At 68.5% G+C, this 14200-nt stretch carries 14 protein-coding genes; 1 reads left to right on the top strand and 13 read right to left on the bottom strand.

The window, feature by feature from the left end; translation table 11 throughout:
- Window positions 1-63: 63 nt before the first annotated feature.
- Window positions 64-777, bottom strand: coding sequence for a transposase (locus KR541_RS01700; RefSeq protein WP_027783329.1), 714 nt, complete (start codon window positions 775-777; stop codon window positions 64-66).
- A 193-nt stretch (window positions 778-970) separates the two neighbouring features.
- On the opposite strand from KR541_RS01700, the gene KR541_RS01695 reads away from it, so the two are divergent.
- On the top strand, window positions 971-1702 hold the full coding sequence (locus tag KR541_RS01695; protein ID WP_050013143.1) for an OmpW/AlkL family protein: 732 nt from the start codon (window positions 971-973) through the stop codon (window positions 1700-1702).
- 187 nt (window positions 1703-1889) lie between these two features.
- Here KR541_RS01695 and ugpQ read toward each other — a convergent pair whose 3' ends face one another.
- From ugpQ to KR541_RS01635, 12 genes are all read right to left on the bottom strand, one after another.
- Complete coding sequence (gene ugpQ / locus KR541_RS01690; RefSeq protein WP_216089321.1) at window positions 1890-2660, bottom strand: glycerophosphodiester phosphodiesterase; 771 nt, start codon at window positions 2658-2660, stop codon at window positions 1890-1892.
- A gap of 28 nt (window positions 2661-2688) precedes the next feature.
- Entirely contained in the window at window positions 2689-3774 is a 1086-nt protein-coding gene (locus tag KR541_RS01685; protein WP_089488079.1) for a sn-glycerol-3-phosphate import ATP-binding protein UgpC, read from the bottom strand.
- A gap of 32 nt (window positions 3775-3806) precedes the next feature.
- On the bottom strand, window positions 3807-4652 hold the full coding sequence (ugpE, locus tag KR541_RS01680; protein WP_089488078.1) for a sn-glycerol-3-phosphate ABC transporter permease UgpE: 846 nt from the start codon (window positions 4650-4652) through the stop codon (window positions 3807-3809).
- Window positions 4649-5533 (bottom strand): sn-glycerol-3-phosphate ABC transporter permease UgpA, encoded by an 885-nt coding sequence (gene ugpA, locus KR541_RS01675; RefSeq protein ID WP_027783324.1) that lies wholly within the window; start codon window positions 5531-5533, stop codon window positions 4649-4651. The genes ugpE and ugpA overlap by 4 nt, the downstream gene beginning before the upstream one ends.
- A 96-nt stretch (window positions 5534-5629) precedes the next feature.
- Window positions 5630-6964, bottom strand: a complete 1335-nt coding sequence (gene ugpB, locus KR541_RS01670; protein WP_089488077.1) for a sn-glycerol-3-phosphate ABC transporter substrate-binding protein UgpB — start codon at window positions 6962-6964, stop codon at window positions 5630-5632.
- A gap of 88 nt (window positions 6965-7052) precedes the next feature.
- The gene (locus KR541_RS01665) at window positions 7053-8261 is read right to left on the bottom strand and encodes a deoxyguanosinetriphosphate triphosphohydrolase (protein ID WP_050013148.1); all 1209 of its coding nucleotides are present in this window, start codon (window positions 8259-8261) and stop codon (window positions 7053-7055) included.
- Between the two features lie 40 nt (window positions 8262-8301).
- Window positions 8302-9381, bottom strand: a complete 1080-nt coding sequence (gene aroB, locus KR541_RS01660) for a 3-dehydroquinate synthase (protein WP_050013149.1) — start codon at window positions 9379-9381, stop codon at window positions 8302-8304.
- On the bottom strand, window positions 9378-9932 hold the full coding sequence (aroK, locus tag KR541_RS01655) for a shikimate kinase AroK (RefSeq protein WP_050013150.1): 555 nt from the start codon (window positions 9930-9932) through the stop codon (window positions 9378-9380). The genes aroB and aroK overlap by 4 nt, the downstream gene beginning before the upstream one ends.
- A 40-nt stretch (window positions 9933-9972) precedes the next feature.
- Complete coding sequence (locus KR541_RS01650) at window positions 9973-11604, bottom strand: type IV pilus secretin PilQ (protein WP_050013151.1); 1632 nt, start codon at window positions 11602-11604, stop codon at window positions 9973-9975.
- Window positions 11601-12467 carry a hypothetical protein gene (locus tag KR541_RS01645; RefSeq protein WP_050013152.1) on the bottom strand — a complete coding sequence of 289 codons (867 nt, stop codon included), beginning with the start codon at window positions 12465-12467 and terminating at the stop codon, window positions 11601-11603. The genes KR541_RS01650 and KR541_RS01645 overlap by 4 nt, the downstream gene beginning before the upstream one ends.
- Window positions 12464-13117: a hypothetical protein gene (locus tag KR541_RS01640; protein WP_050013153.1), complete on the bottom strand. Its 654-nt coding sequence runs from the start codon at window positions 13115-13117 to the stop codon at window positions 12464-12466. Before KR541_RS01640 ends, KR541_RS01645 begins: the two co-directional genes overlap by 4 nt.
- Window positions 13114-14037: a type IV pilus biogenesis protein PilM gene (locus KR541_RS01635; RefSeq protein ID WP_050013154.1), complete on the bottom strand. Its 924-nt coding sequence runs from the start codon at window positions 14035-14037 to the stop codon at window positions 13114-13116. The genes KR541_RS01640 and KR541_RS01635 overlap by 4 nt, the downstream gene beginning before the upstream one ends.
- Window positions 14038-14200 lie beyond the last annotated feature (163 nt).

Raw genomic sequence — 14200 nt, 5'->3', positions numbered from 1 at the left:
GTATCGATTTGGTGCAAAAAGAAGCGGCGCCCGCTGCGCCGCTTCCAGCCTGCCTTTCCGGGGTTACTGCTGGATCGGCGGCGTGTTCTCGCGCACCTTTCTGGGGCGTCCGCGCGGCAACGGCGACACACGCCGGTTCGCGGTGCGCGCCGCCCACTCGCGGTAATTCTCGCCGCCGAGCACCCAGCCCTTCAGCGTCGCCTGCTGCAGCTGGTCGGCCTGCCGCTCGTCGAGCGGCTGCTCGCACAGCTCCTTGTACGCGCGCTGGCGGTCGAACGGCGTGTTGCCGAGCGCCCAGTAGAGCGGATGGTCGGTGATCAGGCTGTCGACGGTGAGCCCGACGTGATGCCGGTAGCTCGACCAGCGATAGGCCTCGGGCGTCGCGACGAGCTGCGAGCGCACCGGGCTCATCTCGACCACGCGGCTCGCGAGCAGGAAATAGCGCTCGCCTTCGATCACCGTCGCCCGATAGCGGCCTTCCCACAGGGTGCCGCGCCGCGAATAGCGCCGGTTGAAATGCGCGACGTAGCGACGGCCGACGGCCTGCATCGCCTTCGGCAGGCTGGCCTCGTCGCTCGGCGTCACGAGCAGTTGCACCTGGCGCGGCAGCAGCACGTAGGCATGCACCGACAGGTGGTGATCGCGTGCGGCGGCCTTCAGGCAATCGATGAAGAGTTCGTAGTCCTGGTCGTCGACGAACGCGGGTTGCTGATCCAGGCCGCGCAGTATCACGTGCTGCGGCTGGTCGGGAACGTAGAGTCGTGCTAACCGTGCCATGCTGAATGTCCGTTTGAACGCGTTAGGAAATACCCGGAGGTCCGAAATTGCGCACCTGCGTGGAATGCCTGCCCCAGCGGCGCGCGTAAGCGTACGGTCGTGCGAATCCTAGGGAGAAAACTCTAACTTACGAGCTTGTTTGGTTTTAAACGCAGTCGTCATAATGAGCACGCCTTTGATCGGAGGAGACACAATGAAACGAAAACTGGCCATTACGGGGGCCGCAGCGCTCGCATTCGCATTCGCGGGCGGTACGGCACACGCACAATCCGCAGGTGATTTCTACGTCAGCACCGGCTGGCTGCACCTTTCGCCGCAGGACAGCAGCGACCCGCTGTTCGTCTACCGCGTGGGCGGCACGCCCATCAACCAATCCATTCCCAACACCGGCGCCGGCATCAACGACGCCGACACGCTGGGCCTCGCGGCGGGCTACTTCGTCACCGACCATATCTCCACCGAGCTCGTGATGGGGATACCGCCGAAGTTCGACATTACCGGCAAGGGTCAGTTCGAAAGATTCGGCGTACTCGGCCGTGCGTACCAGTGGAGCCCCGCCGTGTTGCTGCGCTACCACTTCAACGACGCCAATGCGAAGTTCCGTCCGTATGTCGGCGTCGGCGCGACGTACGTCTGGTTCACCGGCGCGAAGATCACGAACAGCAGCTTCGAGAACGGCGTGCTCGGCGGCCCGACCAGCGCGACGACCAGCAACCAGTGGGCGCCCGTCTTCAACGCCGGCTTCACGTACAACTTCACCAAACACTGGTTCGCGGGGCTGTCGCTCTCGTACATCCCGGTCAAGGTGACCGCGACCTTCACGACGGCCCGCCGGACGCCGGTCGGTACCCTGACCGAAACGTCGAAGGCGAAGATCTCGCTGAACCCGATCGTCACGTACCTGAACGTCGGCTACCGCTTCTAAGCGTAGTCGAATATTTGGGGAATGGTTAATCCTGCTGCAATTTGTAGCGGATTTTTCCTGACGTAACGTCGCCACGATGCAAAACGCCCCGGCGGGAATCCCGTCGGGGCGTCGTTTTTTCGCGTCAGGCACGTTCCGCGCAACGGTTTCGCCAGCGCCGCCGCGGCGCAAGCCGTGGCTGCGGCCATCAGACGGCGTCGATGCCGTCCAGCGCGTCGGGCGCAATCAGGTCGATGCGGTCCGTGCAGATGGCATCGACGCCCCAACGCGCGAGTTCGCGCGCCCGTTCGAGGTCGTTCACCGTGTAAACCAGGATGCGCAGCCCGGCGGCCTTGATCGCGCGCACGAGCGGTTCGTCGAGCCGACTGTGGTCTACATGCAACGATACGCAGCCGAGCGCATCGATCACCTGCGCCTGCCAGTCGTCCGGCACGACTTCGTAGAGCATCCCGCGCGGCAGGCCCGGCACGGTCGCGCGCGCCTGCTGCAATGCGTCGAACGAGAATGACGACAGCAGCGGCGCCACCGCGGCATCGCGCCAGTACGCGGCCGCGTCGGCCGCCACACGCTGCCCGGTTTCGCGTTCGCGCCCCGGGCACGGCTTGATCTCGACGTTCGCGGCCAGCCCGTGCGCGATGCAGCGCGCCGCGGCCGCCTCCAGCGTCGGCATCCGTTCGCCCGCGAAGCGCGCGTCGAGCCACGCGCCCGCGTCGAGCGCGGCCAGCGCCGCATAACGCATGCCCGCCGCCGCACCCTGCCCATTCGACGTGCGATCGACCGTGTCGTCGTGCAGCAGGAACGTCACGTCGTCGGCCGACAGCTTCGCATCGAACTCGACCATCCGGTGGCCGCGGCGCGCACCCTCGTCGAGTGCGGCGAGCGTGTTCTCCGGCGCGAGCGTGCCGCCGCCGCGATGGGCGACGACGCGCGGATAGGGCCAGCCGGTACGGGATGTCATCGTCGGTCTCTCGGCAGGTGCAGCAGGTTCAGCCGGCACGCTTGCCGGTCTCGGGATCGAAGAAATGCAGCCGGTGCGCAGGCAGCGCAGCCGCGAGCGCCGTGCCGCGCGCGGGACGATCCGCGTGCGGCAGGCGCACCGCGACATCGTGATTGCCCCAGCGGCCGTGCGCGAGATTGTCCGCGCCGAGCAGTTCGCACGAGTCGACCGGCAGCGTCGCCTGCGCGACGCCCGGCTGCGGCGTCATGTGCTCGGGACGCACGCCGAGCACCCAGTCGCGCCCGGTGGCGATCTCCGTGCCGATGCCGGGCGCGCCGGCGACCGGCAGCGCGGGGCCGCCGCCCGCAACCGTAAACGTCGCGCCGTCGTCCGACAGCCGGCCGTGCATCAGGTTCATCGCCGGCGAGCCGATGAAGCCCGCGACGAACACCGTCGCCGGCTTCTCGTACACGTCGACCGGCGCGCCGATCTGCTCCGCGTAGCCGCGGTTCATCACGATCACCCGCTGCGCGAGCGTCATCGCCTCGATCTGGTCGTGCGTCACGTACACGCTCGTCGTCGCGAGCCGCGCATGCAGCCGCTGGATCTCGAGCCGCATCTGCACGCGCAGCTTCGCGTCGAGGTTCGACAACGGCTCGTCGAACAGGAATACCGACGGCTCGCGCACGATCGCGCGCCCCATCGCGACACGCTGCCGCTGCCCGCCCGACAGTTCGCGCGGCCGCCGCGCGAGCAGCGGCTCGAGCTCGAGGATCTTCGCGGCCGCGGCCACCCGCGCATCGATCGTCGCGCGCTCGATCCCGCGAATCTTCAGCCCGTAGCCCATGTTCTGCGCGACCGTCATGTGCGGGTACAGCGCATAGTTCTGGAACACCATCGCGATGTCGCGGTCCTTCGGCTCCAGCGTGTTGACGACCCGGTCGCCGATCGCGATCTCGCCGTCCGTCACGCTCTCGAGCCCCGCGATCATCCGCAGCAACGTCGACTTGCCGCAGCCCGACGGGCCGACCAACACGATGAATTCACCGTCGGAGATCTCCACGTCGATGCCATGCAGCACGTGCTGCTTGCCGTCGTAGGATTTCCTGACGCCCTTCAAGCTCAGCGCAGCCATACCTGGTCCTTCTCCCGGTTACCGTCGGTCATTCATTTCTCGGAATCGACGAGGCCGCGCACGAACCAGCGCTGCATCGCCAGCACGACGACGAGCGGCGGGATCATCGCCAGCAGCGTCGCCGCCATCACGTATTGCCATTCGGTCGCGGCGTCGCCGCTCGCGATCATCGTCTTGATGCCCACCACCGCAGTCGACAGCGACGCTTCCGTCGTGATCAGGATCGGCCACAGATACTGGTTCCAGCCGTAGATGAACGTGATCACGAACAGCGCGGCGATGCTCGTCTTCGACAGCGGCAGCACGACGTCCCAGAAGAAGCGCAGCGGCCCCGCGCCGTCGATGCGCGCCGCGTCCATCAGCTCGTCGGGCAGCGTCATGAAGAACTGGCGGAACAGGAACGTCGCGGTCGCCGATGCGATCAGCGGCAGCGAGAGCCCCGCGTAGGTGTTCGTCAGGTGCAGCGTCGACACGACCTGCACGGTCGGAAAGATCCGCACTTCCACCGGCAGCATCAGCGTGACGAAGATCAGCCAGAACGCCGTATTGCGGAACGGGAAGCGGAAATAGACGATCGCGTACGCGGACAGGATCGACACCGCGATCTTGCCGACCGCGATCCCGAGCGCCATCGCGAAGCTGTTCACGAGCAGCCGGCCGAACGGCGCCGTCGCGCCGCCGCTGCCGTGCCCCCAGATGTACGCGACGTTCTCGAACAGGTGCGTGCTCGGCACGAGCGACAGCGGCACCGCGAACACTTCCTGCGCGTTCATCGTCGCCGCGCAGAACGCGACGTAGACGGGAAACACGATCAGCACGACACCCGCGATCAGCACCGCGTGGCAGAACAGGTCGAAGCCCTTGCGATTTTCGATCATGCGTATTGGACCCTGCGCTCGACGAAGCGGAACTGGATCACCGTGAGCCCCACGACGATGATCATCAGCACGACCGACTGCGCGCCCGAACTGCCGATGTCGAGCCCCTGGAAGCCCTCCGCGAAGATCTTGTAGATCAGCGTCTTGGTGCTCTGCGCCGGGCCGCCGCCGGTGGCCGCGTCGATCACCGGGAACGTGTCGAAGAACGCGTAGACGAGGTTCACGACCAGCAGGAAGAAACTCGTCGGCGACAGCAGCGGCAGCACGATGTTGAAGAAGCGCCGCACCGGCCCCGCGCCGTCGATCGCGGCCGCCTCGATCAGCGAGCGCGGAATCGCCTGCAGCCCCGCGTAGAAGAACAGGAAGTTGTAGCTCACCTGCTTCCACACCGACGCCAGCACGACGAGGAACATCGCCTGGCCGCCGTTCAGCGCGTGGTTCCACACGATGCCGCCCTTCGCGAGCGCATACGTGATCAGCCCGATGCTCGGGTTGAACAGGAACGCCCACAGCACGGCCGCGATCGTCGGCGCGACCGCGTACGGCCAGATCAGCAGCGTGCGGTACACGCGCGCGCCGCGGATCACGCGGTCGGCGCATGCGGCCAGCAACAGCGACACGACGAGCCCGCTCACGGTGACGAGCGAACTGAACACAAGCGTCGTGCGGAACGAATCGAGATACAGCGGATCGGCGAACAGGTGCGTGAAATTCGCGAAGCCGACGAATTCGCTCGACGTGCCGAACGCGTCCTGCATCTGCGTGGACTGCCACAGCGCGACGCCGGCCGGCCACAGGAAGAACACGGCGGTGATCGCGAGCTGCGGCGCGATCAGCAGGTACGGCACCGGGCTCGTACCGAAACGGGAACGGGATTGCATCGCGGATATCCGGTCAGGCGAAACGGAAGGGAAACCGCGCCGCCGGACGGCACGCGCTCGCGCGCGGCGCCGCCGGCGGCACGACGCGATGCGTGCTCAGCCGCCCGACTTCTCGAAGCGGCGCAGCAGTTCGTCGCCGCGCGACGCGGCCGAATCGAGCGCGTCCTTCGGCGACTTCTTCTGCGCCCAGACCTGTTCGAACTCCTCGTCGACGACCGTGCGGATCTGCGGCATGTTGCCCAGCCGCAGCCCCTTCGTGTACGGCAGCGGCGGCTTGTTCAGCATCTGCTTGATCGCGGTTTCGGCGCTCGGGTTCTTCGCGTAGAAGCCCTGCTGACGCGTCAGGTCGTACGCGGCGGTCGTGACCGGCAGGTAGCCCGTGTCCTGGTGCCACTTCGCGGCGACCGCGGGCGACGCCAGGTAAGAGAGGAATTTCGCGACGCCCTTGTAGGTCGCCGGATCCTTGCCGGCCAGCACCCACAGGCTCGCGCCGCCGATGATCGCGTTCTGCGGCGCGCCCTTCACGTTCGCGTCGTACGGCATCATGCCCGTGCCGTAGCTGAACTTCGCGAACTTCTGCACGTTCGCGAGCGCGCCCGACGACGTCGTCAGGATCCCGCAGTCGCCGCTGTAGAACTTCGCCGACGCTTCATCCTTGCGGCCCGCGTACGTGAACGTGCCGTCCTTCGCCATCTGCTGCAGGAAGGCGACATGTTCGATCTGCTGCGGCTTGTTGAACTCGAGCACGGCGTCGGTGCCGTCGAAGCCGTTGTTGCGGCTCGCGAACGGCAGCCCGTGCCATGCGCTGTAGTTTTCGAGCTGGATCCAGCCCTGCCAGCCGGTCGTGAAGCCGCACGCCATCCCCGACTTGCGCAGCTTCTCGGCATCGGCCTTCACGTCGGCCCACGTCTTCGGCGGCTGGTTCGGATCGAGGCCGGCCTTCTTGAACGCGTCCTTGTTGTAGTACAGCACCGGCGTCGAGCTGTTGAACGGCATCGACACGAGGTGGCCCGTCTTCGCGTCGCTGTAGTAGCTCGCGATGGTCGGCACGAACGCCTTCTCGTCGAGCGTCACGCCGGCCTGCTTGAACACGTCGTAGACGGGCACGACCGCCTTCTTCGCCTGCATCATCGTCGCCGTGCCGACTTCATAGACCTGCAGGATCGCCGGCGCGTTGCCGCTGCGATAGGCCGCGATGCCGGCCGCGAGCGCCTGGTCGTAGGTGCCCTTGAAGACCGGCACGATCTTGTAGTCGCTTTGCGACGCGTTGAACTGGTCGGCGATCGCGTTGACCCGCTCGCCGAGCGCGGCCTCCATCGCATGCCAGAACTGAATTTCCGTCGCGGCGAGCGCCACGTGCTGCACCCCGAACATCAGCGCGCCGCCGAGCGCGATCGAACGAACCAGTGTCCCCGCAGGCTTCTTCTTCATCGACCTCTCCTATGAAAACGTTACCAACAGCGTGTGCAACCTTCCCGTCGCCATTGAACCGGCGAAGTCTAGTGATCGTTTGTGACAGTCAGTTGTCGCTGATGACGAACAGGCGCTGATATTCCTTCAGCGCGAAGCGGTCGGTCATGCCGGCGATGTAGTGCGCGACGAGACGCGGCTGCTGCGCCGCGTCGTCGGACTGGTACGGCGGCGGCAGCAGGCGCGGATCGTCGATGAACGCGTCGAACAGCCCCGTGACGACGCGTTGCGCCTTGCTCGCCATGCGCATCACCTTGTAGTGGCGATACAGGTTCTTGAAGAGGAAGCGCTTGAGGGCCGCTGCCTGCGCGGCGACCTCGGGGCTGTGCGACACGAGCGGCGGCGCGTCGCGCACGTCGTCGAGCGACGCGGGCGCGACGCGCACGAGATTGCGCGTGGTTTCGTCGATCAGGTCGACGATCAGCGTGTTGATGATGCGGCGCACCGTCTCGTGCACGAGACGGCGGCCTTCGAGGTGCGGGAATTCGGCGAGCGCCGCGTCGTAGTGACGCTGCCACAGCTCGACTTCCGCGAGCTGCTCGATCGTGATCAGGCCGGAACGCAGGCCGTCGTCGACGTCGTGGTTGTTGTAGGCGATCTCGTCGGCGATGTTCGCGAGCTGCGCCTCGAGCGACGGCTGGCGGCCCTGCAGGAAGCGCTCGCCGAGCGCGCCGAGCTTGCGTGCATTCTCGCGCGAGCAGTGTTTCAGGATGCCTTCGCGCGTCTCGAAGCACAGGTTCAACCCGTTGAACGCGCCGTAGTGCTCCTCGAGCTCGTCGACCACCGCAAGGCTCTGCAGGTTGTGCTCGAAGCCGCCGTGCTCGCGCATGCACGCATTCAGCGCGTCCTGCCCGGCATGGCCGAACGGCGTATGGCCGAGATCGTGCGCGAGCGAGATCGCTTCGACGAGATCCTCGTTCAGTCGCAGGTTGCGCGCGACCGAGCGCGCGATCTGCGCGACTTCGAGGCTGTGCGTGAGGCGCGTGCGGAACAGGTCGCCTTCGTGATTGACGAAGACCTGCGTCTTGTATTCGAGCCGGCGAAACGCGGTCGAATGGACGATGCGGTCGCGATCGCGCTGGAATTCGGTGCGCGCCGCCGGCGGGGTTTCCGGATGGCGGCGGCCGCGTGACTGCGACGCGTGCGCGGCATACGGAGCGAGATGGGCTTCCAGCGCCGCCAGCGTCGGCGGCTCGGCCACCGGCGCAGCAGATGCGCGGCTGGCTTCGGGCAATGTGCTGCTGGATGTCTCGCTCACGTCTCCTCCATGTCAGGCGCGCCGGCGGATCCGGGCGCCGTTAGCCGGTCGTTTGCGCCAGTGTAGCGAATACCGCTTCGTCCGGCGCCTGCGTGATCAGCGTATCGCCGAATCGCTTCAGCAGGATGAACTTGATCGCGCCGGCCTCAGCCTTCTTGTCGACGCGCATCAGGTCGATGTAGCGCGCATCGCCGAGCGCCGGCCCGCGGGTCGGCAGATGCGCGGCCGCGATCACCGCATCGAGGCGCTGCCGCGACGCTTCGTCGAGCAGGCCGAGCCGCACCGACAGGTCGCCCGCCATCACCATTCCGCAGCCGACCGCCTCGCCGTGCAGCCATTCGCCGTAGCCTAGCCCGGCCTCGATCGCATGGCCGAACGTGTGGCCGAAGTTCAGGATCGCGCGCAGGCCGCCTTCGCGCTCGTCGGCCGCGACGACGCTCGCCTTGATCTCGCACGAACGCTTCACCGCATGCGCGAGCGCGGCGGGCTCGCGACGATTCAGCGCATCGACGTTCGCCTCGATCCAGTCGAAGAATGCCGCATCGGCGATCGCGCCGGTCTTGATGATCTCGGCCACGCCGGCCGCCAGCTCGCGATCGGGCAGCGTCGTGAGCGCGCCGATGTCCGCGATCACGGCCTGCGGTTGGTAGAACGCGCCGATCATGTTCTTGCCGAGCGGGTGGTTGATGCCCGTCTTGCCGCCGACCGACGAATCGACCTGCGACAGCAGCGTCGTCGGCACCTGGATGAACGGCACGCCGCGCATGTAGCACGCGGCGGCAAAGCCGGTCATGTCGCCGACCACGCCGCCGCCGAGCGCGACGAGCGTCGTCTTGCGATCGGCGTGATCCGTCAGCAGGCCGTCGAAGATCAGGTTCAGCGTTTCCCAGTTCTTGTATGCCTCGCCGTCCGGCAGCACGACCGTCGACACGCGCTTGCCGAGCGGCGCGAGCGCCGCGCGCAGCGCGTCGCCGTAGAGCGGATCGACCGTCGTGTTCGTGACGATCGTGACCGACGAACCCTTGATGTGGGGCGAGAACAGCTCGGTGCGGCCGATCAGGCCGGCGCCAATATGAATCGGGTAGGCGCGGTCGCCCAGATCGACGTTGACAGTAATCATGCTTGTAGCGGCTTGGCGATGACGCCGGCCAGTTCGAGTTGCATCAACACCATGTTGACGAGACCGTTGACCGACGGACGGCCGGTCTCGATGACGAAATCCGCGCATTCGCGGTACAGCGGGTCACGCACTTCGTACAGCGCTTCCAGACGCCCCTTCGGATCTTCGGTCTGCAACAGCGGGCGATTCTTGTCCTTGCGCGTGCGCAGCCATAGATCGTGCGGGTTGGCGCGCAGGTAGACGACGATGCCGTTGGTTTTCAGGCTGTTGCGGTTTTCCGGGCGCAGCACCGCGCCCCCGCCGGTCGCGAGCACGATGTTCTCGCGCTGCGCGAGCTCGGCGATCACCTGCGTTTCGCGATCGCGAAAGCCGGCCTCGCCCTCCAGCTCGAAGATCACCGGAATGCGCGCGCCCGTACGGGCCTCGATTTCGTGGTCGGAGTCGAAGAACGTCCTGTCGAGACGACGCGCGACCGCACGGCCCACGGTGGTCTTACCCGCTCCCATAAGGCCGACGAAAAATACGTTTGCATGTGGGTCCCGCGCTTGCAACGGCTTCCTCTGCTTCAATCTTGCTGGTGTGTGGCGCAGCTTACTGGCAAAGCGGCTGCCTTGTCGAGCCTGCGCCGGCGGCTTCCGGCCCCGTTTCCTCGGCATCCGCGTCGCCCGCGCCGGGTGCGCCGCAACGCGCATCGACGACGGTCGGCGTGATGAAGACGACCAGTTCGTTGCGTTGGTCGCGCTGCGCGCGGTGCCGGAAAAGCGCGCCCAGAAACGGTATTTTGCCCAAGAGCGGCACCCGCGTCACATCGTTCCGGCTCAGTTGTTCATAGATGCCGCCGATCGCGACCGTCCCGCCATTCTCGACCTCGACGCGCGTCTGCACGTGCTTCGTATGGATCGCGGGGCCGGCCGCGGTCGGCTCGCCGACGCTGTCCTTCGTCACGTCGAGATCGAGCACCACGCGCCCGTCCGGCGTAATCTGCGGCTCGACCTCCAGCTTCAGCGTCGCGCGGCGGAACTGCACGCCGCTCATGCCGTTGCCGACCTTCGCCTGGTACGGCAGCTCGGCGCCCTGCTCGACGATGGCCTTCACGCGGTCGGCCGTCACCACCCGCGGACGCGAAACGATCTGGCCCCGGCCTTGCGCTTCCAGCGCGCTCAACTCGATGTCGAGTACGCGGCTGAGCGGCGCGGCGAACAGCGTGAAGCCGGCGGTCGCCGCATCGAAGCCGCCGAGCGGCCGCGCGGCGAGATCCAGCGCGTTGCGCGCGTCCGCCGTGAAGGACGTGCCCTCGGCCGACGACGGCCACCCCTGCGCACGCAGTGCGACACGTGCGCCGAGGTTGCGCGAGAAACCCTGCTCGCCTTCGACGATGCGGGCCTCGATCCGGACCTGCCGCGACGGCCGGTCGATCGCGTCGATCAGGCCCGCGATCTGCACGATGCGCGGCGCGAGATCGGTCACGAACAGCAGGTTCGTACGGGGATCGGCCGCCGCCGCGCCGCGCTTCGACAGCAGGCGCTGGCCGGTCGCGCCGGCCAGCAGCCGCTGCACGTCCTGGGCGCGCGGATAGTGCAGCACGAACGTACGGCTTGCGAGCGGCTCCAGATCGGCGGCCCGCGCATGCATGTCGAAGCGCTCGCGTTCGCGCGCGGCCAGCTCGGCGGCCGGCGTGACCCAGATCACGTTGCCGCGCCGGGACATCGCCAGCCCGTGCGTGTCGAGCAGCGTGTCGAACGCGTCGCGCCAGCGGACATTGTTCAGACGTAACGTGACCGTGCCGCGCACCTGCTCGCCGACGACGATATTGAGCCCCGTGAATCGCGCGATCGCGTCGAACGCCGCCGCGAGCCCGACGCCCTGCAGATTCAGCGAGATCCGCCGCTCGTCGTCCGCATCGCCCGGTTGCCGTGCCGCGGCGTCGCTCATCCGGGCCGGCGGCGCCAGCGGGATCGGCGGCCCCTCGAGCGCGGGGACCGGCGCGGCGGCTTCCGTCTGCAGCGCCGTGCGCGCCGCCTGATCGAACGGCGGCGGGCCGGCGTCCTCCGCTACCGCGCTGTCCACGCTGTCGGCCACGCGCAGCGGCTGCGGCAGGCGCGGCACCGACACATTCGTCGGCCCGGCCGGCCAGACCGCCGGCAGCGGCGGCACCGACGCGCTTGCGCCGTCCGCCGTCACGCCGGCCCAGATGACGAGCATCCAACAGCCGTGCTTCGTCATGGCCGGCCTCCGTCGTCAAGCACAAGCCGCTGCGATCCGTCCGCCGTCGCAAGCGTCACGGCCGCGCGGTCGATACGCACCACGCGCGCGGCCCCCAGCACCTCGCCAGGTGCGACGGCCGTGAACGCGCCGTCGCCGTCGTCGAACAACGCGAGACCGGTACGCGCGTCGCGAATCGTGCCGGCAAGGCGGGCTGCGCACCCCGCCGCTTCGGCGAGGCCCCCCTCGTCGAATGGATCGGCGTCGGGCGCAGCGGCGCGAACCGGCGTGTTGCCCGCCGCGGCCGTTGTCGCCTGCAGCGCCGGAAATACGTCGACGGACATATCCACCCGCGCCGCCGACATGCCACGCTCGATACGCAGCGCCGACGGTACCGCCAACACCGGGAAGCGCGCCAGCCCGCCAACCATATGCAGCAACGCGTGAAAGCCGCCGTCCGCGGCGATGTGTACGGTGCGTCGGCCGTCCGGTGCCGCGCCATCGGCGCGCTGCGGTTCGATCGATACGCCGTGCAACCCGCTCGACGCGGCGAGATCGGCCAGCGCCAGCATCAGCGCGGCCCATTCCGGCGTAGGCGGCAAGCGATCGTCACGCGTCGACGCAGGATGCCCGTCGCGTCGTTGTCCGGCGGAAGCCAGGACGCGCTGCGCGTCGGCCGCGCGCGCCTGCGCCGCGGCGAGCAACGCGCGACTACGTGCCAGCCCGCTCCAGTCGGCCGCATTCGCCAGATGAATGCTGCCTGCCAGCACGGCCGCGAACGCCAGCACGCAACCCGCGGCATGCGCGGCGGCCGCCGACACGCGCGGCATGTGGCCCGCCCTGGCGCCCGCGCGCAGCGCCGGCCAATGCGCGAGCGCCGTCATGCGCCCCCTCCCGACACCGTCCGCGACGACGTCGCATCGTGCCAGCGCAACTGCACCGAGAACCGGAACGGCATCCCGGCCGTCGAAGCCGGCGCATCCGACGCAGGCTTCAACGTATCTATATCGATCCGCCAGTCGCGCTGCTCGCGCGCCATCGCGGCGAGCCACAGCGCAGCCGCCCGGTAACTCGCGGCGCGCGCATCGAGCACGGCGCCGGTCGTCGTCATGCGCAGCGCATCGAGCCGGACATGATCGGCGCGCACCTGCTTCAGGGTCGCCAGCAACCCGGCCACGCGCCGGTAAGGTGCGGCCAGCGCAGCCGCCTGCGCGTCGCGTCGCGCGACGGCGGCGGCTGCATCGGCCGCGCGCGTCGCAACGGCCACCCGCGGCTGCACCTGTCGCAGCCGCGCCTCCACGCCGGCGCGCTCGGCATCCACCCGCCACCGCGACAACACCGCAGCGCCCGTCCACAGACCGGCGCCAAGCACGCCGAGCAGGATCGCCACACCGCACTGCGTGGCCCGCCGACGCCGCAATGCCCGCGCCAACCGCTCGCGGTACGGCAGCAGGTTGAAGTCGCCGAGTACCGCCTGTACGAGCTGCTGCGCCGCCGCGCCGTCTCCGTTTGCCGCCACGTGACCGGCCGTCATTCCCACACCCCACGCAACGCGAGCCCGAACGCGACGGCAAACGCCGGGCCGCCTGGCACGGCGGCGCGCGCGCACGGCAGGCCGTCCCAGCCCGTGCAGTCGAACGGGACCACTGCCGTGCCGAGCACGTCGCCGATCTCGGCAATCGACGTATCGAAGCGGGCGATACATCGCTCGTCCCCGGCGACGAGTACGCAGCCCACGACCCCCAGCACGCGCCGACGCAACGCATCGGGAAGCGCCTCCGGCAACGTGCCGGACAGGGAGAGCACCTGCATCGCCGACCGTCCCTCGATTCGCCAGCCGCGCACGCCCGCGTCGCAGAACCAGAGCACGGCGTACGCGCCCTGCGCATCGAGTTCGAACCGTGCGGCATAGCGCAGCGCGCGCAGCACGGCGGCCGACTCGCCGTCGATCACCGTCAGGTCGATACCGGCCTGCGCGGCCACGTCGATCCGCCGCTCGAGCAGCGCCAGCGGCGCGACCGCCACCGCGATCTCGCCGGACCGCGCGCCGCCGTAGTGCCGCCAGTCGAACGCGAGACTGTCCGGCGCGAGCCCCGAGATGCGTTCGGCGGCCTGCCGCGCGGCGTCCGGGATGTCGCCGCGCCCGGCCAGATCGAGCGTCGCGGTGCGCATCTCGTCATCGTGCAGCGCCATCACGCCGCGCGCGTCGCACTGCACGTCGGACGCCGACAGCCGCGCCACGGCCGCCGCCAGCGACCGCGCGACCGCCGCCCAACGCGCGTCCTCCGGCCCGCCCGCCAAGCCAACCGGTTCGCGCTCGAGCCCCTCGACGCGCACCTCCGCTTCCCTGCCGCGCCGGCTCAGCACGGCCACCCTCACTTCGTGCGCACCGACGTCGATTCCCGTCGACCGGTGCCTGCCCTGTGCAAACCGCGCCACCCATCGTCCTGCCATCCCAGCCTCCCGAGATCGTCGCGGCCCATGCCGCGCATCCGAGACCTGATTCTGCAAAGCGACGCGCGCCGCCGACAGTCGGCCAAACGGCCAGCATTGGTCCACGGCGGCCGTGCACGGACTATGCTGACGGCACGCCGACCCGCGGCTTGGCGACGGGCGG

Origin of the sequence: Burkholderia sola (assembly GCF_905400185.1) — a bacterium.
Lineage (GTDB): Bacteria > Pseudomonadota > Gammaproteobacteria > Burkholderiales > Burkholderiaceae > Burkholderia > Burkholderia sola.
The sequence above is the reverse complement of the archived record's forward strand: the minus strand, read 5'-3'. Positions and strand labels throughout refer to the sequence as shown.

What these genes read in the sequence shown, in the direction of transcription:
- KR541_RS01645 (WP_050013152.1), bottom strand. Translation starts at nt 12,467, where the DNA reads ATGACGGCGCTCGCGCATTGGCCGGCGCTGCGCGCGGGCGCCAGGGCG.
- KR541_RS01695 (WP_050013143.1), top strand. Translation starts at nt 971, where the DNA reads ATGAAACGAAAACTGGCCATTACGGGGGCCGCAGCGCTCGCATTCGCA.
- KR541_RS01685 (WP_089488079.1), bottom strand. Translation starts at nt 3,774, where the DNA reads ATGGCTGCGCTGAGCTTGAAGGGCGTCAGGAAATCCTACGACGGCAAG.
- KR541_RS01650 (WP_050013151.1), bottom strand. Translation starts at nt 11,604, where the DNA reads ATGACGAAGCACGGCTGTTGGATGCTCGTCATCTGGGCCGGCGTGACG.
- KR541_RS01635 (WP_050013154.1), bottom strand. Translation starts at nt 14,037, where the DNA reads ATGGCAGGACGATGGGTGGCGCGGTTTGCACAGGGCAGGCACCGGTCG.
- aroB (WP_050013149.1), bottom strand. Translation starts at nt 9,381, where the DNA reads ATGATTACTGTCAACGTCGATCTGGGCGACCGCGCCTACCCGATTCAT.
- KR541_RS01700 (WP_027783329.1), bottom strand. Translation starts at nt 777, where the DNA reads ATGGCACGGTTAGCACGACTCTACGTTCCCGACCAGCCGCAGCACGTG.
- ugpA (WP_027783324.1), bottom strand. Translation starts at nt 5,533, where the DNA reads ATGCAATCCCGTTCCCGTTTCGGTACGAGCCCGGTGCCGTACCTGCTG.
- KR541_RS01640 (WP_050013153.1), bottom strand. Translation starts at nt 13,117, where the DNA reads ATGACGGCCGGTCACGTGGCGGCAAACGGAGACGGCGCGGCGGCGCAG.
- ugpB (WP_089488077.1), bottom strand. Translation starts at nt 6,964, where the DNA reads ATGAAGAAGAAGCCTGCGGGGACACTGGTTCGTTCGATCGCGCTCGGC.
- ugpQ (WP_216089321.1), bottom strand. Translation starts at nt 2,660, where the DNA reads ATGACATCCCGTACCGGCTGGCCCTATCCGCGCGTCGTCGCCCATCGC.
- ugpE (WP_089488078.1), bottom strand. Translation starts at nt 4,652, where the DNA reads ATGATCGAAAATCGCAAGGGCTTCGACCTGTTCTGCCACGCGGTGCTG.